The organism is Luteococcus peritonei (genome assembly GCF_039526385.1).
Classification (GTDB): domain Bacteria; phylum Actinomycetota; class Actinomycetes; order Propionibacteriales; family Propionibacteriaceae; genus Luteococcus; species Luteococcus peritonei.
Genome location: NZ_BAAAIX010000028.1, coordinates 21,679 through 42,416, shown reverse-complemented (window position 1 = coordinate 42,416; position 20,738 = coordinate 21,679). Strand labels below are relative to the sequence as shown.

21 protein-coding genes and 1 riboswitch are annotated in these 20,738 nt (G+C 70.9%); of the genes, 1 reads left to right on the top strand and 20 read right to left on the bottom strand.

Translation table 11 applies throughout. From position 1 onward, the window contains the following. Positions 1-121 precede the first annotated feature (121 nt). A riboswitch (FMN riboswitch) is annotated at positions 122-252 on the bottom strand. Positions 253-305: 53 nt separating this feature from the next. The 3 genes from ABD073_RS11905 to ABD073_RS11895 all read right to left on the bottom strand — a co-directional run bounded on the left by ABD073_RS11905 (position 306) and on the right by ABD073_RS11895 (position 3,344). Next, the gene (locus ABD073_RS11905; protein WP_343874888.1) at positions 306-1,175 is read right to left on the bottom strand and encodes a DUF3152 domain-containing protein; all 870 of its coding nucleotides are present in this window, start codon (positions 1,173-1,175) and stop codon (positions 306-308) included. 114 nt (positions 1,176-1,289) lie between these two features. Continuing rightward, complete coding sequence (locus ABD073_RS11900) at positions 1,290-2,798, bottom strand: flotillin family protein (RefSeq protein ID WP_343874886.1); 1,509 nt, start codon at positions 2,796-2,798, stop codon at positions 1,290-1,292. Positions 2,799-2,837: 39 nt separating this feature from the next. Beyond that, positions 2,838-3,344, bottom strand: a complete 507-nt coding sequence (locus ABD073_RS11895; protein ID WP_343874885.1) for an NfeD family protein — start codon at positions 3,342-3,344, stop codon at positions 2,838-2,840. A gap of 128 nt (positions 3,345-3,472) precedes the next feature. Between ABD073_RS11895 and ABD073_RS11890 the strand changes: the two genes are divergently transcribed. After that, positions 3,473-4,063: an O-methyltransferase gene (locus ABD073_RS11890; RefSeq protein ID WP_343874884.1), complete on the top strand. Its 591-nt coding sequence runs from the start codon at positions 3,473-3,475 to the stop codon at positions 4,061-4,063. Between the two features lie 4 nt (positions 4,064-4,067). Here ABD073_RS11890 and ABD073_RS11885 read toward each other — a convergent pair whose 3' ends face one another. From ABD073_RS11885 to ABD073_RS11805, 17 genes are all read right to left on the bottom strand, one after another. Beyond that, positions 4,068-5,015 carry a CPBP family intramembrane glutamic endopeptidase gene (locus ABD073_RS11885; RefSeq protein WP_343874883.1) on the bottom strand — a complete coding sequence of 316 codons (948 nt, stop codon included), beginning with the start codon at positions 5,013-5,015 and terminating at the stop codon, positions 4,068-4,070. Next, on the bottom strand, positions 5,012-6,010 hold the full coding sequence (locus tag ABD073_RS11880) for an SdpI family protein (RefSeq protein WP_343874881.1): 999 nt from the start codon (positions 6,008-6,010) through the stop codon (positions 5,012-5,014). The genes ABD073_RS11885 and ABD073_RS11880 overlap by 4 nt, the downstream gene beginning before the upstream one ends. A gap of 5 nt (positions 6,011-6,015) precedes the next feature. Next, positions 6,016-6,363, bottom strand: coding sequence for a GntR family transcriptional regulator (locus ABD073_RS11875; RefSeq protein ID WP_343874879.1), 348 nt, complete (start codon positions 6,361-6,363; stop codon positions 6,016-6,018). A 113-nt stretch (positions 6,364-6,476) separates the two neighbouring features. Beyond that, positions 6,477-7,505, bottom strand: a complete 1,029-nt coding sequence (gene ilvC / locus ABD073_RS11870; RefSeq protein WP_343874876.1) for a ketol-acid reductoisomerase — start codon at positions 7,503-7,505, stop codon at positions 6,477-6,479. Positions 7,506-7,574: 69 nt separating this feature from the next. Further along, positions 7,575-8,090 carry an acetolactate synthase small subunit gene (gene ilvN / locus ABD073_RS11865; RefSeq protein WP_343874874.1) on the bottom strand — a complete coding sequence of 172 codons (516 nt, stop codon included), beginning with the start codon at positions 8,088-8,090 and terminating at the stop codon, positions 7,575-7,577. Then, entirely contained in the window at positions 8,087-9,838 is a 1,752-nt protein-coding gene (locus ABD073_RS11860) for an acetolactate synthase large subunit (protein ID WP_386751505.1), read from the bottom strand. Before ABD073_RS11860 ends, ilvN begins: the two co-directional genes overlap by 4 nt. Before the next feature lie 299 nt (positions 9,839-10,137). Continuing rightward, positions 10,138-10,662 carry an aromatic ring-opening dioxygenase LigA gene (locus tag ABD073_RS11855; RefSeq protein ID WP_343874873.1) on the bottom strand — a complete coding sequence of 175 codons (525 nt, stop codon included), beginning with the start codon at positions 10,660-10,662 and terminating at the stop codon, positions 10,138-10,140. Between the two features lie 200 nt (positions 10,663-10,862). Beyond that, complete coding sequence (locus tag ABD073_RS11850) at positions 10,863-11,261, bottom strand: HIT family protein (protein ID WP_343874872.1); 399 nt, start codon at positions 11,259-11,261, stop codon at positions 10,863-10,865. Between the two features lie 78 nt (positions 11,262-11,339). Beyond that, positions 11,340-12,101: an imidazole glycerol phosphate synthase subunit HisF gene (gene hisF / locus ABD073_RS11845; protein ID WP_343874871.1), complete on the bottom strand. Its 762-nt coding sequence runs from the start codon at positions 12,099-12,101 to the stop codon at positions 11,340-11,342. Positions 12,102-12,159: 58 nt separating this feature from the next. Continuing rightward, positions 12,160-13,305, bottom strand: a complete 1,146-nt coding sequence (locus ABD073_RS11840; RefSeq protein WP_343874870.1) for a DUF808 domain-containing protein — start codon at positions 13,303-13,305, stop codon at positions 12,160-12,162. 118 nt (positions 13,306-13,423) lie between these two features. Next, positions 13,424-16,321, bottom strand: a complete 2,898-nt coding sequence (locus tag ABD073_RS11835; protein ID WP_343874868.1) for a DEAD/DEAH box helicase — start codon at positions 16,319-16,321, stop codon at positions 13,424-13,426. Between the two features lie 76 nt (positions 16,322-16,397). Further along, complete coding sequence (locus ABD073_RS11830; RefSeq protein WP_343874866.1) at positions 16,398-17,303, bottom strand: diacylglycerol/lipid kinase family protein; 906 nt, start codon at positions 17,301-17,303, stop codon at positions 16,398-16,400. A gap of 25 nt (positions 17,304-17,328) precedes the next feature. Then, entirely contained in the window at positions 17,329-18,177 is an 849-nt protein-coding gene (gene tatC / locus ABD073_RS11825) for a twin-arginine translocase subunit TatC (protein ID WP_343874864.1), read from the bottom strand. 2 nt (positions 18,178-18,179) lie between these two features. Continuing rightward, a complete protein-coding gene (locus ABD073_RS11820; protein WP_343874862.1) occupies positions 18,180-18,419 on the bottom strand; it encodes a Sec-independent protein translocase subunit TatA/TatB in 240 nt (79 codons plus the stop codon). 77 nt (positions 18,420-18,496) lie between these two features. Further along, positions 18,497-18,691 carry a hypothetical protein gene (locus ABD073_RS11815; protein WP_343874861.1) on the bottom strand — a complete coding sequence of 65 codons (195 nt, stop codon included), beginning with the start codon at positions 18,689-18,691 and terminating at the stop codon, positions 18,497-18,499. Further along, complete coding sequence (locus tag ABD073_RS11810; RefSeq protein ID WP_343874860.1) at positions 18,692-19,669, bottom strand: helix-turn-helix transcriptional regulator; 978 nt, start codon at positions 19,667-19,669, stop codon at positions 18,692-18,694. Continuing rightward, positions 19,666-20,649: a helix-turn-helix transcriptional regulator gene (locus ABD073_RS11805; protein WP_343874858.1), complete on the bottom strand. Its 984-nt coding sequence runs from the start codon at positions 20,647-20,649 to the stop codon at positions 19,666-19,668. Before ABD073_RS11805 ends, ABD073_RS11810 begins: the two co-directional genes overlap by 4 nt. Positions 20,650-20,738: the final 89 nt, after the last annotated feature.

The window sequence follows — 20,738 nt, the reverse complement described above, 5'->3', positions numbered from 1 at the left end:
CGACGTGCACCGGGGCGCGCGCGGCATGCACCGACCTGGCAGTCGGGCACCGGCCCCTCACCCCACGGCAGCAGCCGCGGGCGCAGGGACGCGCCGTCGCAGGGGTCGCCCATGGACGACCCCACGTGTTTCCTCCCATCCGGACTTTCACCGTCGGTCCTGGAATTCCACCAGGTCAACCGTGCGCTGGCTGCGCACGGGTCGCGGACTCTCACCGCCGGTTCGGACTTGCACCGACCCCGGAACACGTTGCGGCCAGCATGCCACGTGACCGGGCCGCCGGGCGGGTGGTTCGGGGAACGGGACTAGCGGCCCTTGGACTGCGAGGGCCAGGCATTGATGGTGCAGCCGTCCAGCCGGATGCTCTGCTGCATCATCACCGGGGCGACGCTGCCGGAGGCCGGACAGCCGACGTGGCCCAGGCCGATGTAGTGGCCCACCTCGTGGTTGACCATGTAGGCGCGGTACTCGTCACTGCCCGCCTGCTGCCAGGTGGGAGTGCGGTAGCGCCATCGGTCGGCATTGAGGATGACCCGCTTGCCGTTCTGGCAGCTCCACGTCGTGCGGACGTCGAGCGGCTTGCACATGGCGTCGGTGGTGTCCGGGCTGGCCAGGAAGATGGTCAGGTCGGCCGTGGACTCGTCGGAGACCAGGCTGAAGGAGTTGCCGGTGGTGCCCACCCAGCTGCGCTCGTCGTCGAGCACCCGCTCCACCTGCCGCGCCACCTCGGTGACGTCCAGGTCCAGGTTGGTCTCCAGCTTCACCACGTAGCGGTGCGGCCTCGCCCTGCCCGCATGGGTTGTGGGCACGTCGAGCGAGGCCGTCCGCCACTCACGGCTGCCCCTGTCCTTGCTCGTGACGATGCCAGCCATGCTCGGGGTCCGGCTGGGCGAAGCGCTCGATGAGGAGGAGGCTCCCGACGACGAGGGGGCTCCCGCTGACGATGGCGTCGCAGAACTGGACGCAGAGGTCGCGGGTGCGAGGGTCTGGGCCGGTGTCGTGCTGGCCTCGGCCGCGGGCACCGCCGCGTCCGGCTCGTCGGCGCCGCAGGATCGCAGCAGCGAGAAGAGCAGCAGCAGGGCCAGGACGACGGTAGCGGCGAGCACCACCTTGCCGCGCTGGGTCAGTCGCAGCTGCGCATCGCCCGACGTCGGGCGGGGTCCGTTCTGGGGCACGCCGCCAGCCTAGGACCCGGGGAGCGGACCCGCAGACGACGCGCGGGCCGCCTCCGATGGGAGGCGGCCCGCGCGAGATGGCTCGTGCGGCCGGACGGTCAGGCCCGGTCGGACTCAGGCCCGGGCATGGTCCTGCTGACCGGGGAGCTGGTCCTCGGTGCGGCGGCTGATCATGTCGGACAGGTCCACACCGGTGGTGTCCTTGATCAGCTGCATGGTCTGCACGATGTTGTTGGTGACCTGCTTCGGCACGGCGCCCGCACCATCGGTGGAGATCACCGTCAGCTTGTCGATCCCGGCCATCGGGGAGGCCACCTCGCGGGCCACCTGCGGCAGCACCTCGACCAGCATCTGCAGCACGGCGGCCTCGCCGTAGCGGGCATAGGCCTCGGCCTTCTTGTCCATCGCCTCGGCCTCGGCCTGGCCGGTGGCCAGGATGGCAGCCGCGCGGGCCTCGCCCTCGGCGCGGACGGCCTCGGCCTCGGCGATGCGTCGGGCCTTCTCCGCCTCACCCTTCTTGGCACCCTCGATGGCCTCCGCCTCGGCCAGCGCGGTACGGCGGGACTTGTCGCCGACACCCATCAGGCGCGCCTTCTCCGCCTCGGCCTCCGCGGTGGCGATGGCCTGGGCCTTGGCGGCCGCGGCCTGGAAGAGGGCGGAGTTCTTGTTCGCCTCGGCCTCGGTCTCGCGACGGTAACGGTCGGCGTCGGCGGGCTTGCGCACCTCGGTGTCCAGCTGGCGATCCTTCAGGGCCGCCTGGCGCACGGCCACCTTCTCCTGCTCGGTGAGGATGGCCTGGTCACGGTCGGCCTGGGCCAGCGGACCGGCGGCGGCGGCCTGCGCGCGGGCGGCATCGGTCTCGGCCTGGATCTCGGCCTGCTTCAGGGCCAGCTCGCGGTTGGCGATCGCCACCTGCTGCTCGGCGGCCAGCCGGGCCTGCTCGGCCTCCTGGCGGGCGGCGGCCTCGGCGACCGCGGCCATCCGCTGCACCTTGGCGGCCTCGGGGCGGCCCAGGTCGGTCAGGTAGGTGCCGTCGTCGGTGATGTCCTGGATCTGGAAGGTGTCCAGCACCAGGCCCTGGCCGGTGAGCGAGGTCTCGGACTCGTCGGCCACGCGCTGGGCGAAGGCGGCCCGGTCGCGGATGATCTGCTCGACGCTCAGCGAGCCGACGATGGAGCGCAGGGCACCGGCGAGGGTCTCCTGGGTGAAGGTCTCCACCTCCTCCTGCTGGGTCATGAAGCGCTGCGCGGCGGCGCGGATAGAGTCCTCGTTGCCGCCCACCTTGACGATGGCGACGCCGTCCAGGTTCAGCTTGATGCCCTGGCCGGAGACGGCACCGCGGATCTGCACCGGGATGCGACGGCTGGACAGGTCGAGCACGCCCAGGCGCTGCACGAAGGGGATCACGAAGACGCCGCCGCCCATCACCACCTTCTGGCCGGACAGGTCGGTGGAGACGACGCCGGTCTCCAGGTTGCGCACCTGCTTGCCCTTGCGACCGGTGACGATGTAGGCCTCGTTGGGGCCGGCCACCTTGTAGCGGCTGGCCACCAGCAGGCCGAGCAGGACCAGCAGCACCACCAGGCCGACGGTGGCCAGGGCTGCGATGGAGATTCCGAACATGTTCTTCCGTTCCTCGTGTGGTCTGGTGGGTCGTGTGGTTCAGGCCTCGAGGGCCTCGACGGGCCGGACCTCGACGGCCGTCGCGGATAGGACGTCGCTGACCCAGACCCTGGTTCCCTCGCCGAGCGGCTGCTCGCAGCGGGCATTGATCTTGAGCGGATGTCCCCCGGCATGGATGCGCACCTCGCCGTAGCCGGCGGCAGGAACGGCGGAGATCACCACGCCCTGCGCACCTCGCAGCGAGGAGGTGGAGGGGACGCCGCCCTCGCCCTGGTTCTTGAGCCGGCCGGTGGCCCAGCCGACCAGCGCACCGATGGCCAGGCCGGCCGCCAGGCCTCCGCCGATGGCGATGGGCTGGCTGTGCAGCAGGTCCAGCAACAGCGCTCCCGTGAAACCGAAGGCCCCGATGAAGCCGGCCAGGGCGGCGGTGGAGAAGAACTCGCTGTCCAGCACCCCGAGGTGGAGGCCGTCGAGCAGGTCACCGAGCAGCAGTGAGAGCACCAGCAGCACGATGCCGAGCGCGCCCACCAGCAGGAATCCAGTCATCGAGCCACCTTTCGCCTCTGATCATCCCACCGCTCGGGTCAGGCGGCCAGGAAATGTCGAGCCGGGCTGGAGGTCTCAACTGGTGACCTCGGCAGGGGGCCTGACCCGCCGCCTGCAAGACTGGCGCAATGAGCACCCCCGACCAGGTTCCCGAGCTTGTCAGCAGGGCTTTGCGGACCTCGCTGAGCAGTGGTTGGCAGCAGACCACCCGGCACGAGTCGGGGCGGCTGCTGGCCACTCTGGCGGCCTCCCGTCGTGGGATCGTGGCGGAGATCGGCACCGGCTCCGGGGCCGGGGTGGCCTGGCTGCGCAGCGGTGCTCCCGCGAGCACCCGGGTGGTCTGCGTGGAGCAGGACCCGCAGCAGGCAGAACGGGCCGCGCAGGCCCTGGCGGGGGCCGAGATCGACGTGCTGGTGGGCGGTTGCGAGGTGCTGCGGCGCCACGCCCCCTTCTCCCTGCTCTACTTCGACCGTGGCGTGGCCGAGACCGTGGGCCTGGACCTGGCCTGGGAGCTGGTGGCCGACGGCGGCATGGTGGTGGTGGACGACTTCCTGCCCGACACCAAGGCCGGCCGCTCCACCGAGTGGTCCTGCACCCCGATGGCCGCCGCGGACCCGGTGCGCCAGGACTGGCTGAGCGATGCGCGCTTCACCTCCACCGAGGTGAGCGTGGCCGCCGACGTCTCCATGGTGATCGCCACCCGACGCGCGGCCGCCTGACCCTTCAGCCCTGCGGCACCGACCAGCGGGCCCGGGTGAGCAGCAGCACGGCCAGCCCTCCCACGACGAGCACCCCCGGCACGCCGACGATGGTGCCCCAGGCCCAGCGCAGCTCACCGGGCGCCACGAAGAGCGCCGGCAGGCCGGCCGAGGCATTCAGCGCCCCGTGACCCACCGCCGCGGTGAGCACCGACCCGGTGCGCAGCCGCAACCAGGCCATCAGGACCCCCAGCGCAGTGCAGAAGCAGGTGAACAGGAGCACGCCGGCCAGGAAGGGGACCTGGTGGGAGTACTCGTAGCCCATCGCGATCAATGGGGCGTGCCACAGCCCCCAGATGGCGCCCACCAGCAGCACCGCGCGGCTGCGGCCCAACGGCATCAGAGCGTCCAGCAGCCATCCCCGCCAGCCGACCTCCTCCCCCAGGGCGAACAGGCCGTTGATCGTGAAGGCGGCCACCGGAATGCTGGCCAGCTGCAGCGCCAGCAGCACCCAGGCCGGCGGACGGTCCTCGCGCGGCAGCTGGTCCATCACCGGGCCCAGGCCCGGCAGACCGGCATCCAGCGGCAGCCAGCCGGCCAGGTCGGCCAGTGTGACCACCAGGCCGCTGGCGAGCAGGAGCAGCAGGATGCTGGCCAGCCCGAAGCCGAGGATCCGTCGGGCGGCAGCATCACTGAAGGACTCCCGACCCAGGCCCACGCTCCGCGCCCAGGGGCGGCGCCGCATCCGGCAGGCCACCAGGCTCGCCACCATCGGGGTGAACATGATGACGGGCAGGGCGATGGCAGCAGCCTTCTGCTGCAGGCCTCCGGTGAGGGCCAGCACCAGCTCACCGGCCCAGGCCAGTCCGAAGGCGACGGCCAGGAAGACGGCGACCGCCCGGCGATCGACCCGTCCACCCTCCACGCCGTGTTCCGGGCGCCCCTGGGCCAGGTCCGTGGCCGCGGCGCTCATCGCGCGCTCCGCGAGATCAGGGTGTTGACGACGCCGGCGGCCTCGCGGGCGCGGTCGACGGTCACGTAGAGCGGGCCCTTGCCGGCGCGCTCCAGCACCAGCGCCTCGCCCTCGGCCGTCACCAGTCCCCAGGCACCGCTGCCGTCCAGCCGGCCCCGGTAGCCCCAGCCACCGAAGTCGCCCATCGGCGAGGCGGTGCCGATGGTGGCCTCCTCGATCTGTTCCAGGGGCAGTCGCACCCAGGGCACGAGCCCCAGGCCCATGGCCCGCACGCCGCGCGCGTCGATGGTGACCCGGCAGCGCAGGGCGCTGAGCAGCAGCGCCATCGGCACCTCCAGGGCGAGCATGAACAGGCCCATCGAGCGGTTGCCCATGGCCCAGAAGACCGCGCCCATCACCAGCATCGGCAGCAGGCCCAGCACGGCCGAGACCCAGACCCCGGTGCTCGCCCGGGTGCTGCCGGTCCAGGCCAACGTGGTCCCCGGGGCCACCCGGATCCGGGGCGCGTCGACCGCGGGCGTGGCGGTGGCGACGTGGTGGGCCGTGTCGCGGGTGGTCAGCCAGACCAGCAGGCCGCAGAGCAGACCGGCGCCTGCCCCGGCCCAGGCCGGCCAGTTCACGTCCGTGGCGGTGGCGGCCTGCTGGCCGCGCTGGGCCCAGGTGCTGCCGAAGAGCACCACCGACACGAAGGCGGCCAGGCCGGCGGCCACCGGCCCGAGGGCGCGCAGTTGGCGGGTGCCCGCCCCCAGGGCGAGCACGATGCCGGAGAGCAACAGGGGGAAGAGGGTGGCGACGGCCAGCTGCACCCGCAGGGAGCTGAAGCCGTCCGGCGTGCCATCGGCGGACCAGTGGCGGGCCACCGGGTCGGGCAGCTCGGCACGCACGCCCCAGACCAGGCCGAGGCCGGCCAGCACGCAGACCAGGCTGACCAGCAGCGGGATCCATACCGCCCGCGCAGGAACGGAGGGGCGAACAGGGGTGGTGGAACTCGACATGGGGATCACTTCCGGCTCTCGAGGATGCCGACGGTCTGCTCGATGCTCAGGCCCAGGCGGCGCGCCTGCTGCAGCAGCTGGTCGGCCAGGTGCTCCAGCTGGACCAGACCGGGGTCGTCGGCGATGACCACCGCTCCCCTGCCACGTCGCAGCTCGATCAGGCCCTCGTCGCGCAACTGCTGGTAGGCACGCAGGACGGTGTGCAGGTTGACCTCCAGGCTGGCGGCCAACTCCTTGGCGCTGGGCAGCCGCTCACCGGTGACCAGTTGCCCGCTGGCCACGCCGTGGCGCACCTGGGCGGCCAGCTGCTCGAACAACGGCTGTGAGGAGCCCGGGTCCACCTGCCACAACATAGTTCTATTATGACTAGAACAACCAACACCTGCAAGGCGGCCAGGGCATGACGACGGCCCGGCCCGGCGGGGTCTCCCCCACCGGGCCGGGCCGATCTGTCAGCTGTACAGGATCAGCGCTCGGCGCTGCCCTCGACGTAGTCGCTGTCGGCCGGCTTCACCCAGGCCATCAGCTTGCGCAGCTCGCGGCCGGTGGCCTCGATCGGGTGGGCCTCACCCTTGGCGCGCAGGTCCTTGAACTCCGGGGCGCCGGCATCCTGGTCATCGATGAAGCGCTTGGCGAAGTTGCCGTTCTGGATGTCGGCCAGCACCGCCTTCATGTTCTCCTTGACGTGCGGGTCGATGACGCGCGGGCCGGAGACGTAGTCGCCGTACTCGGCGGTGTCGGAGACGCTCCAGCGCTGCTTGGCGATGCCGCCCTCGATCATCAGGTCGACGATCAGCTTGAGCTCGTGCAGGCACTCGAAGTAGGCCACCTCGGGCTGGTAGCCGGCCTCGACCAGGGTCTCGAAGCCGTACATCACCAGCTGCGAGGCGCCGCCGCAGAGCACGGCCTGCTCACCGAACAGGTCGGTCTCGGTCTCCTCGGTGAAGGTGGTCTGGATGCCGCCGGCGCGCAGGCCGCCGATCGCCTTGGCGTAGCTCAGCGCGAGCGGCCAGGCATTGCCGGTGGCGTCCTTCTCCACGGCGACGATGACCGGCACGCCACGGCCGTCGGCGTACTCGCGACGCACCAGGTGGCCGGGGCCCTTGGGGGCGACCATGCACACGTCGACGCCCTCGGGCGGGGTGATGTAGCCGAAGCGGATGTTGAAGCCGTGGGCGAAGAAGAGCGCGTCGCCGGGCACCAGGGAGGGCTCGATCTCCTCCTTGTAGAGCTTGCGCTGCTCCTGGTCGGGGGCCAGCACCATGATCAGGTCGGCCTCCTCCACGGCGTCGGCGACGCTGAGCACGCGCAGGCCCTCGGCCTCGGCCTTGGCGCGGGACTTGCTGCCCTCGCGCAGGCCGACGCGCACGTCCACACCGGAGTCGCGCAGGCTCAGCGCGTGGGCGTGGCCCTGCGAGCCGTAGCCGATCACCGCGACGGTGCGGCCCTGGATGACCGAGAGGTCGGCGTCGTCGTCGTAGAACATCTTTGCCATGTGGATGGAACTCCTTGGTTGTAGCGTTCCCGCTCCCCTGGCCGGGGTGGCGGGACAGACGGGGTGGCCCTAGGGCCGGTTCTTGTCGGTGATGGTCCTGCTGCCACGCCCGAGCGCGACGATGCCCGACTGCACCAGCTCGACCACGCCGAAGGGCTGGAGCATCTCGAGCATCGCGTCGAGCTTCTCCCGGCTGCCGGTCGCCTCCACCGTAATGGACTCGGGACCGACGTCGACCGTCTTCCCACGGAACAGACCGACGGTGTCGATGATCTGGCTGCGGTTCTCCATGGTGGAGCGCACCTTGACCAGGATCAGCTCGCGCTGCACGGCATTGCGCTCCAGCTCGACGACCTTGATCACCTCGACGAGCTTGTTGAGCTGCTTGACCAGCTGCTCCAGCACGATCGGGTCGTCCACCTGGGCCACCAGGGTCATCCGGGAGAGCTCGGGACGCTCGGTGGGACCCACCGCGAGCGACTCGATGTTGAAGCCGCGACGGCTGAACAGCGCCGCGGTGCGGGTCAGCACGCCGGGGGCGTTGTTGACCAGGACGCTGAGCGTGTGGGTGGTGGTGGTGCTCACAGGACTTCCTCTTCCCAGTCGGGGGCCATGTCACGGGCGATCTTGATGTCGTCATTGCTGGTGCCGGCGGCCACCATCGGCCAGACCATGGCGTCCTTGTGGACGACGAACTCCACCACGACCGGGCCGTCGTTGATGCTCAGCGCCTTCTGGATCACCTCGTCGACCTCCTCGGGGGTCTCGGCGCGCAGGCCGACGCAGCCCATCGCCTCCGCCAGCTTGGGGAAGTCGGGGATCCGCTCGGAGTTGAGGTTGGTGTTGGAGTAGCGCTGGTCGTAGAACAGCGTCTGCCACTGGCGCACCATGCCCAGCACGTTGTTGTTGATGACCGCGATCTTGATCGGGATGTCGTTGAGCGCGCAGGTGACCAGCTCCTGGTTGGTCATCTGGAAGCAGCCGTCGCCGTCGATGCCCCAGACCACCGTGTCCGGCGCGCCGGCCTTGGCGCCCATGGCCGCCGGGACGCAGTAGCCCATGGTGCCGGCACCGCCGGAGTTGAGCCACTTGCCGGGCTTCTCGTGGGGCAGGAAGTGGGCCGCCCACATCTGGTGCTGGCCAACGCCGGAGACGTAGATGGCGTCCGGGCCGGTCAGCTCGCCGATCCGCTTGATGACGTACTGCGGGCTCAGCTTGCCGCCGGTCTCGCTCTCCCAGCCCAGCGGGTAGCGCTGCTTCAGCGAGGCCAGGTTCTGCTGCCAGGGGCCGAGGTCGGCCAGCTCGACGCCCTCGATGGCGCTGTTCAGCTCGCGCAGGAAGGCGCGGGCGTCGCCGACGATGGGCAGGTCGGCCACCCGGTTCTTGCTGATCTCGGCCGGGTCGATGTCGGCGTGGATCACCTTGGCCAGCGGGGCGAAGCTGTCCAGCTTGCCGGTGACGCGGTCGTCGAAGCGGGTGCCGACGGCGATCAGCAGGTCGGACTGCTGGATGGCACCGACCGCGGCCACGGTGCCGTGCATGCCGGGCATGCCCATGTGCAGCTCGTGGCTGTCGGGGAAGGCGCCGCGGGCCATCAACGTGGTGACCACCGGGATGCCGGTGGCCTCGACCAGCTGGGCGAGCTCCTCCGCGGCGCGGGCCTTGATGACACCACCGCCGACGTAGAGCACCGGACGCTTGGCCTCGGCGATCATCTTCGCGGCCTCACGCACCTGTCGGACATGCGGCTTGGTGGTGGGCTTGTAGCCGGGCAGGTCGATGCCGGAGGGCCAGACGAAGGGGGCGCTGTTGGTGAGCGCGTCCTTGGAGATGTCCACCAGGACGGGGCCGGGGCGGCCGGTCTCGGCGATGTGGAAGGCCTGCTTGACCGCGGTGGGGATGTCCTCGGTGCGGGTGACCAGGAAGTTGTGCTTGCTGATCGGCATCGTGATGCCGCGGATGTCGGCCTCCTGGAAGGCGTCGGTGCCGATCGAGGCCGAGTTGACCTGGCCGGTGATGGCGACCATCGGCACGGAGTCCATGTAGGCGTCGGCGATGGGGGTGACCAGGTTGGTGGCACCCGGGCCGGAGGTGGCGATGCAGACGCCGACGCGGCCGGTGGCGGTGGCATAGCCCTCGGCAGCATGGCCGGCGCCCTGCTCGTGGCGCACCAGGACGTGGCGGATCTTGGAGTCGTAGAGCGGATCATAGGCGGGCAGGATCGCGCCGCCGGGGATGCCGAAGACCACCTCCACCCCGAGGCGCTCCAGGGAGGCGACCAGCGCCTGCGCGCCGGTCATCATCGTCTCGTTGGCGGCCTTCTCGGGTGCCATGGCGGTCCCTTCCTCGGTGGTTCGCCCGGTGGGGTCTCCGGGTGTGACGAAACTGCTTCCTCCAACAAAAAACCCCCGTTGCCCGACGGCAAACGAGGGAAGCGCTGCGACCAGTGGTGCGGTGGGTCTCAGCGCTCGGCGACTACGAGGAGGAAGAAGTGCATGGCCCCAATCTCCCGCACCCGCTCGACGGTCGTCAACGCCCAGCCGCTTTGTCCCACGATCCGGACCGGATGGGCCCGGCAGGACGACAGATGGGCCGCCCCGCCGGTGCGGGACGGCCCATCTGGTGGACAGCGTCAGGCGCGGTGGGCGCCGTCAGAGACCAGCCGGTCCGCGGCAACGCCCGCGCCACGGCCCGCCTCCAGCAGCTTGGCGATCCGCATCAGGGCCCAGCCCACCAGACCGGACAGCAGGCCCAGCCCCATCACGAGGGCGGAGACGCCATAGGAGACGATCGAGGTGAACAGCGAGGCGCGCAGGAAGGAACCGTTCATGGCGGAGGTACGCGCCTTGGTCCACTTCTCCACCGCAGCGGTGTCGCCGGCGGCCTCGGCCTTCTTGATCTCGGCCCCCAGCTCGGCATAGGTCTTGTTCTCGGCCCCGTGGAGGGCGTGCTCCTTGATGATCTCCGCCTGGCTCCAGGCAGTGAACGGTCCGCCCACCTTCTTGCCCGCATTGCTGCTGGCGTCGGCGGGGACGGTGATGTTCTCGCTCTTCAGCTGGCTGGTGACCACCGCCCAGGTGGTCGCCCCGGCGAGCAGCATGATCAGGCCGGCGATCAGGGAGAGCAGTCCGATCAGCTTCACGGGCTTGGCGTTCATGGCATTGCCTTTCGCTAGCGCAGCGGACGATGTCCCCACCACTCCGCCGCTGGATGACAGAAGGCGGCACCGCCTCCCGACCACCTCAGGTTAAACCTCTACGACAGACCGTCGCAACGGACACCCCCAGTGCTGGAGCAATCTTTCCGAATTCGTGATCTTGCGACCGTCAACCATTCAATCGGTGATGTTACCGCTGGTCAGGAGTCGATGATCTGGGTCAGCACCTCGTCGGGGTCGTCCGTGACGCCCTTGCGGAAAAGCGCTCCGAGGCCGGGGTCAGCACCGAAACGCGGCACCAGATGGACGTGCAGGTGGAAGACCTCCTGGCCTGCCACCGGACCGGCGCTGGAGAGCATGTTGATCCCGTCGGCATCGAGGCGCTCCACCAGCAGGCGTGAGACATGGCTGATCGCCGGGGCGATCTCGGACAGCACCTCGGCATCACCGGTCAGGTCGTCGACATGCCGACGAGGCACCACCAGGGTGTGGCCCTTGTGCCAGGGCTCGATGTCCAGGAAGGCGAACGCATGCTCGTCCTCGTAGACCTTCCGGGCGGGGATGTCACCGGCCACGATGCTGCAGAAGAGGCAGTCCATGGCCACTTTCCTACCATCTCGGCGGGCACAGGCCCCAGCCCGGGCGGGGCCGGGGGGCTGGGTGCCGGCCCGTCGCGCTCAGCGCACCGCCACCCCGGCCTGCCTCAGGCCGTCCTTGACCTGGCCGATGGACAGGGTGCCGTAGTGGAAGACGCTGGCCGCCAGCACCGCATCGGCCCCGGCCCGGGCCGCCTGGACGAAGTGCTCCACGGTCCCGGCGCCGCCGGAGGCGATCACCGGCACGTCCACCGCCTCGCGCACCGCTGCGATCATCTCCAGGTCGAATCCGTCGGTGGTGCCGTCGGCATCCATCGAGTTGAGCAGCACCTCGCCCGCCCCGCGGTCCACCGCCTCACGCACCCAGGCGATCGCGTCCAGCCCGGCGGCGGTCCGGCCGCCGTGGGTGGTGACGCCGAAGCCTGAGGGCTGGCCGGCCTCGCGCCGGGCGTCCAGCGAGAGCACCAGCACCTGGTTCCCGAAGCGACGGCTGATCTCGTCGATCGCCTCCGGGCGTCGGATCGCCCCGGTGTTGATGCCCACCTTGTCGGCACCGCAGCGCAGCAGCGCGTCCACGTCCTCGACGCCGCCCACTCCCCCGCCGACGCAGAGCGGGATGAAGACGGTCTCCGCGCAGCGGGTGACCATCTCGCGGGTGGTGGCGCGCCCCTCGCTGGAGGCCGAGATGTCCAGGAAGACCAGCTCGTCGGCGCCGGCCTCGCCGTAGGCGCGGGCCAGTTCGACGGGATCCCCGGCGTCGCGCAGGTTGGTGAAGTTGACCCCCTTGACCACGCGCCCGTCGTGGACGTCGAGGCAGGGGATGACGCGCAGGGCGAGGCTCATGGCGCCCACCCTAGCGAGGAGGCCGCGGCCTGCCCGCTGCCGTTCGGGGCGCGGGCGCTCAGCGGTAGTGGCGGTCCGCCGGGTCGGGGCGGTCGACGTCCACCGTGCCCTCGCCCCAGAACTCGCCGGCGGCATGACGCTTGCCAGAGGCCAGCTTCTGCTCGGCGGCCTGGTGCTTGGCGGCCAGGTGGGCGGCGCGGGCGCGCTGGGTGTCGCTGTGCACCTCGAGCGCGGAGCCGTGGGCGCCATGGCCATCCGCGTGCTCCTCGCCATGGCCCTTGCCGTGGCCGAAGGGCAGCAGGGCCATGATGGCCACCAGCACCGAGCCCACCACCAGGCCGATGATCGCCGAGCCGATGGTGTTGGTCAGCCAGCCGAGGGTGCCGGCCAGGGCATGGGGCACGGCGTGCTCCACCTGGTGCTGCAGGTGGTGCACGAACTCGTAGGGCCAGTGCAGGCCGAGCTCGTCGGCGCCCACCATCAGGATGTGGCCACCGACCCAGAGCATGGCGGCCAGGCCCACCGTGGACAGGATGGACAGGATCACCGGCATCGCCTTGACGACGAGCTGGCCGGAGCGCAGGCCGCGCTGGGTCATGTGCAGGCCGATGTCGTCCAGCTTCACGATCAGGGCCACCACACCGTAGACCAGCGCGGTGATCAGGAAGGCGACGGCCACCAGGGCGGCGGCGCGCATCCAGAAGGACTCGTCGGCCACCTCGTTGAGCGAGATCACCATGATCTCGGCGGACAGGATCAGGTCGGTGGTGATGGCGCTGGAGACCATCTTGTCCTCCTGCTCCTTGCCGGAGGCCGCGACCGGGACGTCCCCGGCCTCCTCGTGGTGACCCAGCAGCATGCCCCAGATCTTGTGGGCGCCCTCGTAGGACAGGTAGCAGCCGCCCAGCATCAGGATCGGGGTCAGCAGCCAGGGCGCGAAGGCGCTGAGCAGCAGCGCGATCGGCAGGATGATCACCATCTTGTTGCGGATCGATCCCATGGCGATCCGCTTGATGATCGGCAGCTCGCGGTCCGGGGTGAGGCCCTCGACATAGCGGGGGGTGACGGCGGTGTCGTCCACCACGACGCCGGTCGCCTTCAGGCTGGCCTTGGTGGCAGCAGCACCGATGTCGTCCACGGACGCGGCGGCGAGCTTGGCGATCGCGGCCACGTCGTCCAGCAGGGCGGCAAGGCCACCGGCCATGTCGGTCTCCGTTCGTCGGGTTCGTCTGGGGTTCAGGCGCCGGCGGGAGCCGTGCACGGTGAGTCTAACGGCGCGACGACGGCGCACCGCCATCGTCCGGGGCAGGTTCGCTGTGGGCTCAGTCCTCGTCGGGGTCGAACTCCACGACGCCGCGACGCATGGCGTCCATCACCTGGTGGCAGGTCCGGCGGAGGTCACCCGGGCCGGCGGCGCTGGCCACCTGCCCGGCCATGTCGATCACCTGGCGGACCCAGCGCACGAAGTCGCCGGCGGGCAGGCCGCACTTGTAGAGCACGCTGGCCAGTGGCATGCCGTCGGCCCAGTCGTAGGCGGCCTCCGCGAAGCCGATGTCGGGCTCGGGGCCCCGGTCCAGGCGGTGGTCGCGCTCCACCAGGCTCACCTCGCGCCACTTGCGGCGCAGCTCGCCCTGCGCCACCTCGGTGGCACGGTCCGGCATCCGCGACATCCGGCCGTTGTCATTGCGCCGGGTCTCGTAGACCAAGGAGCTGAGCACCGCGGCGAGCTGCGGGGCGTCCAGGCCGTCGAAGACACCGTCACGGATGCACTCGGCCGCCACCAGGTCGAGTTCCGAGTAGAGCCGCGCCAGCATCCGGCCGTCCTCGGTGACCTCGTGGTCCTCGCTGCCCAGGTAACCCAGGCTTTCCAGCACCGAGCAGAGCTTGTCGAAGCGCTTGGCGATGGTGTTGCTGCGCGCCTCGGCCCGGGAGCGCGCCTGGTCGCGGTCACGTTCCAGCCGCATCGCCCGCTCCGCGAAGCGGGCATGGCTCTCCCGGTCGGGGCAGGCGTGGCAGGGGTGCGCCTTGATCTGGCTGCGCAGCTCCAGGATCCGGGCGGTGAGCTCGGCATCGGCCCGGGGGCCGTCGATCTGCTCCACCTGCGGCTGCAGCGCCTCCAGCTTGGCCAGGAAGGCGGAGGCCAGCGCCTTGCGGCTGGCGGCCTGGCGCGGGTCGAACTTGCGCGGGATGCGCAGCTTGCCGACGCTGCGGGTGGGTGTGGGGAAGTCGTTCAGGGTGAGCCGGACGAACTGTCGGTCCTCGGTGACCACCATGGGGTGCGGCTCGTGGCCCCGCCCGCCGCGGATGCCGGTGTCGACCACCGCGGCCCAGCCCTGGTGGCGCCCGCCGGGCACGTGCACCACGTCGCCGACCTCCAGCTCCAGCATGGACTGCAGCGCCTCGGCGCGACGGTCGGCCTTGCGCAGCCGGGCCTGCTCGGCCTCCAGCCGGCCCACCTCCTCGCGCAGCCGGGCGTACTCGGCGAAGTCGCCCAGTTCGCAGCCGGCCGCCTCCAGGTAGCGGTCGATGTCGGCCTGGTTGCGGGCGGCATTGCGGGCCAGCCCCACCACGGAACGGTCGGTCTGGAACTGGGCGAAGCTCTGCTCCAGCATCGCGCGGGCCCGCTCGCGGCCCAGCCGGCCCACCAGGTTCACGGTCATGTTGTAGGTGGGGCTGAAGCTGGAGCGCAGCGGGTAGGTGCGTCGCGAGGCCAGGCCGGCAACGGCCCGGGGGTCCATCCCGCTCTGCCAGAGCACGACGGCGTGGCCCTCCACGTCGATGCCACGACGGCCGGCACGGCCGGTCAGCTGGGTGTACTCCCCCGGTGTGATGTCGACGTGGCCCTCGCCGTTGTACTTGACCAGCTTCTCGATCACCACGGTGCGGGCGGGCATGTTGATGCCCAGCGCGAGGGTCTCGGTGGCGAAGACGATCTTGATCAGGCCGGCGGCGAAGCCCTCCTCCACCACGGCCTTGAAGGCGGGCAGCAGGCCGGCGTGGTGGGCGGCGATGCCGCGGCTCAGCGCCTCCAGGAAGACGTCATGGTCCAGGGCGCGCAGGTCCGCGGGCGCCAGGCCGTCGAGGTGGCGCTGGGCGATGCCGATCAGCCGGGTGGCCTCCTCGCTGGTGGTGAGGTTCACGCCGGAGGCCAGCAGCTGGCGCACCACCCCGTCGCAGCCCTGCCGGCTGAAGACGAAGCAAATGGCGGGCAGCAGCTTCGCCCGCTGCAGCTGGGTGGTCATCACGGCGCGGCTCGGTGTGAGCCTGGGCCCCTGCTGGCGGTCCCGGCCGGGTTCGACGCGGGCGCGCGCCGCGGCACCGCCGAACTGGCCGGAGCCATAGGCCACGGTCTTCTTGCCCTTGCCGTTGCGGCCGCGGGGGCGTCGCGAGTCGTCGCGCACACTGCGAGCCTCGGTGCGTGAGAGCTTGAGCAGCTCCGGGTTCACCTTGGCGGCCCGCTCGCTGGGCAGGGCGGCGGCGGTGGGCGCCTCGCCCTCGAACAGGTCGTGGATCTGCTTGCCGGCCATCACGTGCTGGAAGAGCGGCACGGGGCGGCGCTCCGAGACCACCACCTGCACGTTGCCGCGCACCTCGTCGAGCCAGTCGCCGAACTCCTCGGCATTGCTGACGGTGGCCGAGAGGCTCACCACCTGCACGCTGGGCGCCAAGCCCAGGATGACCTCCTCCCAGACGGCACCACGGAAGCGGTCGGCCAGGTAGTGCACCTCGTCCATCACCACGTACCCGAGGTTGTCCAGGGTGGTGGAGTTGGCATAGATCATGTTGCGCAGCACCTCGGTGGTCATCACCACCACCTGCGCCTCGGAGTTGATCGACGAGTCACCGGTGAGCAGGCCCACCCGGTCGGTGCCGTGGCGGCGTCCCAGGTCGTGGAACTTCTGGTTGCTCAGCGCCTTGATCGGCGTGGTGTAGAAGCACTTGCGGCCGGTGGCCAGGGCGCAGAAGACGGCGAACTCCCCCACCACGGTCTTGCCGGCACCGGTGGGGGCTGCCACCAGCACGCCGGCCCCGGCCTCCACCTGGGCGCAGGCGCGCAGCTGGTAGTCGTCCAGGCTGAAGGGATAGCCGGCCGCGAACTGCTCCAGCAGCGAACCGGGCTCCGGCACGAAGGGTTCGACGGGCGCGTCGAGGTCCACGGCGTCGCCCGTCTCCTGGTCGCCGGTCTGCTGGGGAAGCTGCTGGTCAGCGAACTCGCTCATCGCCTCGACCCTAGCCGCTGCCACCGACAAGCGGGGTGGGCTTGCGCCGTCGGCGGAGCGGCGGCAGTGGTCGCCGTCAGGGGACGAACAGGTGCAGCGCTCCCGGCACGGCACGGACGGTCACCGGCGCGGGCCCCAGCTCCTCGCCGTCGGCCATCGCGAACATGGCCTGGCCCGCCTCGTCGGTACCGGCGACACGCACCTCGCGGGCCCGCAGGTGCTCCACGGCGGGGTCCTTGACGTAGCCGCCGGTGAAGGCGCTGGGCAGCAGCCGCAGCAGGGTGGCGCGGCTCACCGGGTGGATCAGCATCACCTCGAGCAGGCCGTCGGTGACATCGGCGCGGGGGCAGATGTTCATGCCGCCGCCGAAGTAGCCGGCATTGCCCACCGCCACGAACATGGCGGGCAGCTCACGGACCGCGCCGTCGATGGTGAGCCGGTAGTGCATCGGCTCGAAGGTGCGCAGCTCGGCCAGGGCGATGCCGGCATAGGCCAGCGGGCTGGCCGGACCCAGCGACCAGGGGAAGGCATTGGCACGCCGGTTCACCCGGGCGTCGTAACCGGTGGAGACCACCGAGCCGACCCAGCGCCGCTCGGCTCCTTCGCGCAGGGCGCCGGTGACCTCCGCCAGGTCCACCAGGCGGGTGCGGCCGGCGGCGATGGCACGGCTCGCGGCGGCCACGCTGCGGGCGGCACCGGTGCCACGGCAGAAGTCGTTGCCGGTGCCCACCGGCACCACACCCAGCGGTACCTGGGTGCCGGCGCAGGCATTGAGCCCCAGGTGGGCCATGCCGTCGCCACCCACCACCACCAGGGCGTCACCCGGCTGCGAGGCGGCGACCGCCTGCACGGTGCGCAGCCGCGCGTCGGCATAGCTGGTGGACTCGTGGACGTGCAGCCGGTGGCCGGCCCGGCGCAGCCGCTGCACCAGTGAGGGCAAGGCCTTCGCGCCCCGGCCGCGCCCGGCGGCAGGATTCGCCACCAGGCGGATGGTGCGGCCGGTCACGTCAGTCCGGGAGCACGATCTCGTCGCCGCGGGCGGCGCGACGACGGTCGTTGGCACGGCAGATGACCTCGCTGATGATGTACATCAGGGCCATCGGCGCAGCCAGGGCGCACATGCTGAAGGGATCGGTCGACGGGGTGGCCACGGCGCCGAAGACGAAGCACAGGAAGATCGCGACCACCCGGAAGCGACCCATCGTGGCGCCCTTCAGCACGCCCACCAGGTTGAGCGCGATCAGGATGACCGGCAGCAGGAAGCTGAGGCCGAAGACCATCAGCATCATCATCTCGAAGTTGAGGAACTTCTGGACCTCCTGGATGTTCCACAGGTCCGGGGTGTTGGGCGTGAAGCCCAGCATCACCGCGAAGCCCTTGGGAGAGATCCAGTAGCCCAGCAGCACCCCGGAGATGAACAGCGGGATGCCGCTGCCCAGGAAGGCGAGCGCATAGCGCTTCTCGTTGCGCAGCAGGCCGGGCGCGATGAAGGCCCAGACCTGGTAGAGCCAGACCGGGCAGCTGATGATCAGACCGGCGTAGAGGGCGATCTTGAGCCGCAGCAGCAGCGGTGACTCCAGGCCCTCGGCCGAGATGATCACGTTCGCCTCCGGGTTGGCCGCCCGATAGGTGTCGATCGCGATGTAGAAGGGCCGCAGCACGATGGTCAGGATCTGGTCACCGAAGACCAGGCAGACCACCATCGTCACCAGGATGGCCGCCACCGCGACGATCACGCGGTAGCGGAGCTCCTTGAGGTGGTCCACCAGGGCCATCGACCCGTCGTCGGACGGCTTCGGCGGGTGCAGCCAGGAGAGCCTGCGCGCCCGGGGGCGCGCCTCGGCGGTGGTGCTCACGGTCAGTTGATGCGCTTGTCGGCCTCGTCGACGCGACGCAGGTCCTCCGCGATCGGGGCCGTGGTGCCGGTGGTGGCCGGCGGCTGGGCCTTGCCGACCTCCTTGAGACCCGCGGTCTCCTCCTTGAACTCGCGGATGGCACGACCTGAGGCCTTGCCGACGCCGGCCAGTCGGGTACCGCCGAAGAGCAGCACGGCGATCACCAGGACGATGAGCAGTTCCTGCCAGCCAAGTCCAAACATGTCTATCTCCAAGTCTCGGACCGGCCCGTGGGCCGGTCAGCCTGTCCGGTGCGCTCGCCCGGACGCCGCGATGGTGCTCAGCGCAGCCCGTCGTCGGACCGCGACTGCAACTGTACTTGTCCCAACAGCTCGGACAACTCGCCCAGCGTACGGCCCTGGGCCGACAGTTCCGCCACCAGGGCCCGCCCCTTGCGCCACAGGTTCCACAGGCAGCCGGCCAGCACCACGAGGTTGAGCAGGCCGATGCCGCACCACAGCAGCAGCCAGCCCATTCACGCCTCCCGGGCGTCGTCAGCGAACCAGGAGCGGTTCAGCTCCAGCGCCTCGCGCGCCACCCGTACGGCATCGCGCCCGGCCTGTTCCGGCTCGACGACGCGGGCATGGCCACCCAGGCGCAGCAGCAGGCCGCGCAGCCAGGAGGGGTCGGCGACCGGCACCTCCGCCACCCAGATGTCATCGTCGGTTCCGCAAGGATTCACGCTGCGCATCGGGTAGTACTCGGTCACCCAGCGGGCCTCCGGGTCCAGCTCCAGCCTCACCACCGCGCTGCCCTCGAACCAGCCCGGGCTGGGCTGCGGGGCAGGGCCGTGGTCGGCGGCGGGCTCGTCCAGCACCGTGGCCTCGGCGATCCGGTCCAGCTTGTAGGTGCGCCAGGCCTCCCGCTCGTGGCTCCAGGCCTGCAGGTAGGCGGCCCCGTCCACCAGGTCGATGCGCACGGGATCCACCACCGGGGTGGAGGTGCGTCCGCGCGCCAGCCCGTCGTAGACCAGCCTCACCCGGGCGTGCCGGTCGATGGCGCTGGTGAGCTGCTCGCGGACCTGCTCGCTGCCGCTGGCCACCCGGATCGCCACCCGGCTGGCCTCGCCCTGGCTGGTGAGCGCCTCCAGCTTGGCCAGCGCGCTGCCCACGGCGCGTGCGGTCTCGCCGGTGGCCACCTCGGCGACGGCGCGCAGCGCCACCACCAGGCTCATCACCTCGTCGAGGGTGAAGCGCATCGGGCGGGAGAGATAGTCGGCATTGGACAAATGGATGGTGCCGGACTCCTGCGCCGCGTCCATGTCGATCTCGATCAGGTCGCCCGGCAGGCCGCCGGGCAGGCCGCACATCCAGGCGACCCGCAGGTCCTTCATCAGCTGTGCCTCGGTGATGCCGAAGGCCTGGGCGGCGGTGGCCACCGGGATGCCGGGATGGGCCTGCAGATAGGGCACCAGGGCCAGCAGCCGGTTCACCTGCTCGCTCGAGGTGCTCATCGTCCCTCCTCGGGATCGGCGGCGACGGGGTGGGCGTCGACGACGGCCTGCAGCTGGGCCGTCACCTGCTCGCGCAGCTGGCGAGGTTCCAGCACCAGGACATCGGCCCCGGCGGCGCAGATCTCGCCGGCCAGGTCGCCCCGGCTGGCATAGGGCACCCGCCAGGCGCGGTAGCCGCCCGGTAGCGGCAGCTCGGTCTGCTCCTCGGTGCCGCGACGGGTCAACGAGGGGGCGTGGCCGTCGAGGACGGCCAGCAGGGCGGTGGAATCGGGGCCGGAGGGCTCCAGGCGGCGGGCCAGCTCGGCCAGGTCCACCTGCGGCACCTCGTAGGCCTCGCGGCGGTCCGCCAGCACCGGTTCACTCGTGATCCGCGACATCTTGAACATCCGCGGCTCGCCCTTGTCCACGTCCTGGCCGATCACGTACCAGGCACCCTTGCGCCAGGTGACGCTCCACGGCTCGAGGGTGCGCACGGCATCACCGCGGCGGTAGCGGAAGCTCACCCGGCGACGCTGCAGGGTGGCCTGCCAGATCGCCTCGAAGGCGGGCTCGGCCGCACTCACGCTGGGCTCCAGGGCGGCCAACCGATCCGTGTCCGGCTCGACCCCGGCGGCGCGCAGCTTGGCCAGCGCGTTGACGGTCTGCTCGGCGACGCTGGCCTGCTGCCAGACCCGGGCGGCGGCCGCGAGGGCGGTGGCCTCCTCGGGGCTGAAGTCCACCGGGGGGAACTCGAAGTCCGCACGACGGATCCGATATCCGGGCTCGTCGTCGAAGAGGGCCTCGTTGTGGCCGGTCTCCACCGGCACGCCCATCGCCCGCAGCTCGTCCTTGTCCCGCTCGAAGGTGCGCTCGAAGGCGGCGTCGTTCATGCCGGCATACCCCTCGACGATCTCGCGGATCTGTTCCTTGGGCAGGAATCGACGGGCCGACAGCAGGCAGATCGTGAGGTTCACGATGCGTTCTGACTTGCGGGGCGCCATGGGGACCTTCCGGAATGGTTGCCGTCATGTACGGGCAGGCCCGAGGCTACCAGCGCGGTCGAACAGGTGGGCGAATCAGGGGGCGTGGC

What these genes read in the sequence shown, in the direction of transcription:
- ABD073_RS11900 (WP_343874886.1), bottom strand. Translation starts at nt 2,798, where the DNA reads ATGTTCGGAATCTCCATCGCAGCCCTGGCCACCGTCGGCCTGGTGGTG.
- ABD073_RS11895 (WP_343874885.1), bottom strand. Translation starts at nt 3,344, where the DNA reads ATGACTGGATTCCTGCTGGTGGGCGCGCTCGGCATCGTGCTGCTGGTG.
- ABD073_RS11890 (WP_343874884.1), top strand. Translation starts at nt 3,473, where the DNA reads ATGAGCACCCCCGACCAGGTTCCCGAGCTTGTCAGCAGGGCTTTGCGG.
- ABD073_RS11885 (WP_343874883.1), bottom strand. Translation starts at nt 5,015, where the DNA reads ATGAGCGCCGCGGCCACGGACCTGGCCCAGGGGCGCCCGGAACACGGC.
- ABD073_RS11880 (WP_343874881.1), bottom strand. Translation starts at nt 6,010, where the DNA reads ATGTCGAGTTCCACCACCCCTGTTCGCCCCTCCGTTCCTGCGCGGGCG.
- ABD073_RS11875 (WP_343874879.1), bottom strand. Translation starts at nt 6,363, where the DNA reads ATGTTGTGGCAGGTGGACCCGGGCTCCTCACAGCCGTTGTTCGAGCAG.
- ilvC (WP_343874876.1), bottom strand. Translation starts at nt 7,505, where the DNA reads ATGGCAAAGATGTTCTACGACGACGACGCCGACCTCTCGGTCATCCAG.
- ABD073_RS11860 (WP_386751505.1), bottom strand. Translation starts at nt 9,838, where the DNA reads ATGGCACCCGAGAAGGCCGCCAACGAGACGATGATGACCGGCGCGCAG.
- ABD073_RS11855 (WP_343874873.1), bottom strand. Translation starts at nt 10,662, where the DNA reads ATGAACGCCAAGCCCGTGAAGCTGATCGGACTGCTCTCCCTGATCGCC.
- ABD073_RS11850 (WP_343874872.1), bottom strand. Translation starts at nt 11,261, where the DNA reads ATGGACTGCCTCTTCTGCAGCATCGTGGCCGGTGACATCCCCGCCCGG.
- hisF (WP_343874871.1), bottom strand. Translation starts at nt 12,101, where the DNA reads ATGAGCCTCGCCCTGCGCGTCATCCCCTGCCTCGACGTCCACGACGGG.
- ABD073_RS11840 (WP_343874870.1), bottom strand. Translation starts at nt 13,305, where the DNA reads ATGGCCGGTGGCCTTGCCGCCCTGCTGGACGACGTGGCCGCGATCGCC.
- ABD073_RS11835 (WP_343874868.1), bottom strand. Translation starts at nt 16,321, where the DNA reads ATGAGCGAGTTCGCTGACCAGCAGCTTCCCCAGCAGACCGGCGACCAG.
- ABD073_RS11820 (WP_343874862.1), bottom strand. Translation starts at nt 18,419, where the DNA reads ATGTTTGGACTTGGCTGGCAGGAACTGCTCATCGTCCTGGTGATCGCC.
- ABD073_RS11815 (WP_343874861.1), bottom strand. Translation starts at nt 18,691, where the DNA reads ATGGGCTGGCTGCTGCTGTGGTGCGGCATCGGCCTGCTCAACCTCGTG.
- ABD073_RS11810 (WP_343874860.1), bottom strand. Translation starts at nt 19,669, where the DNA reads ATGAGCACCTCGAGCGAGCAGGTGAACCGGCTGCTGGCCCTGGTGCCC.
- ABD073_RS11805 (WP_343874858.1), bottom strand. Translation starts at nt 20,649, where the DNA reads ATGGCGCCCCGCAAGTCAGAACGCATCGTGAACCTCACGATCTGCCTG.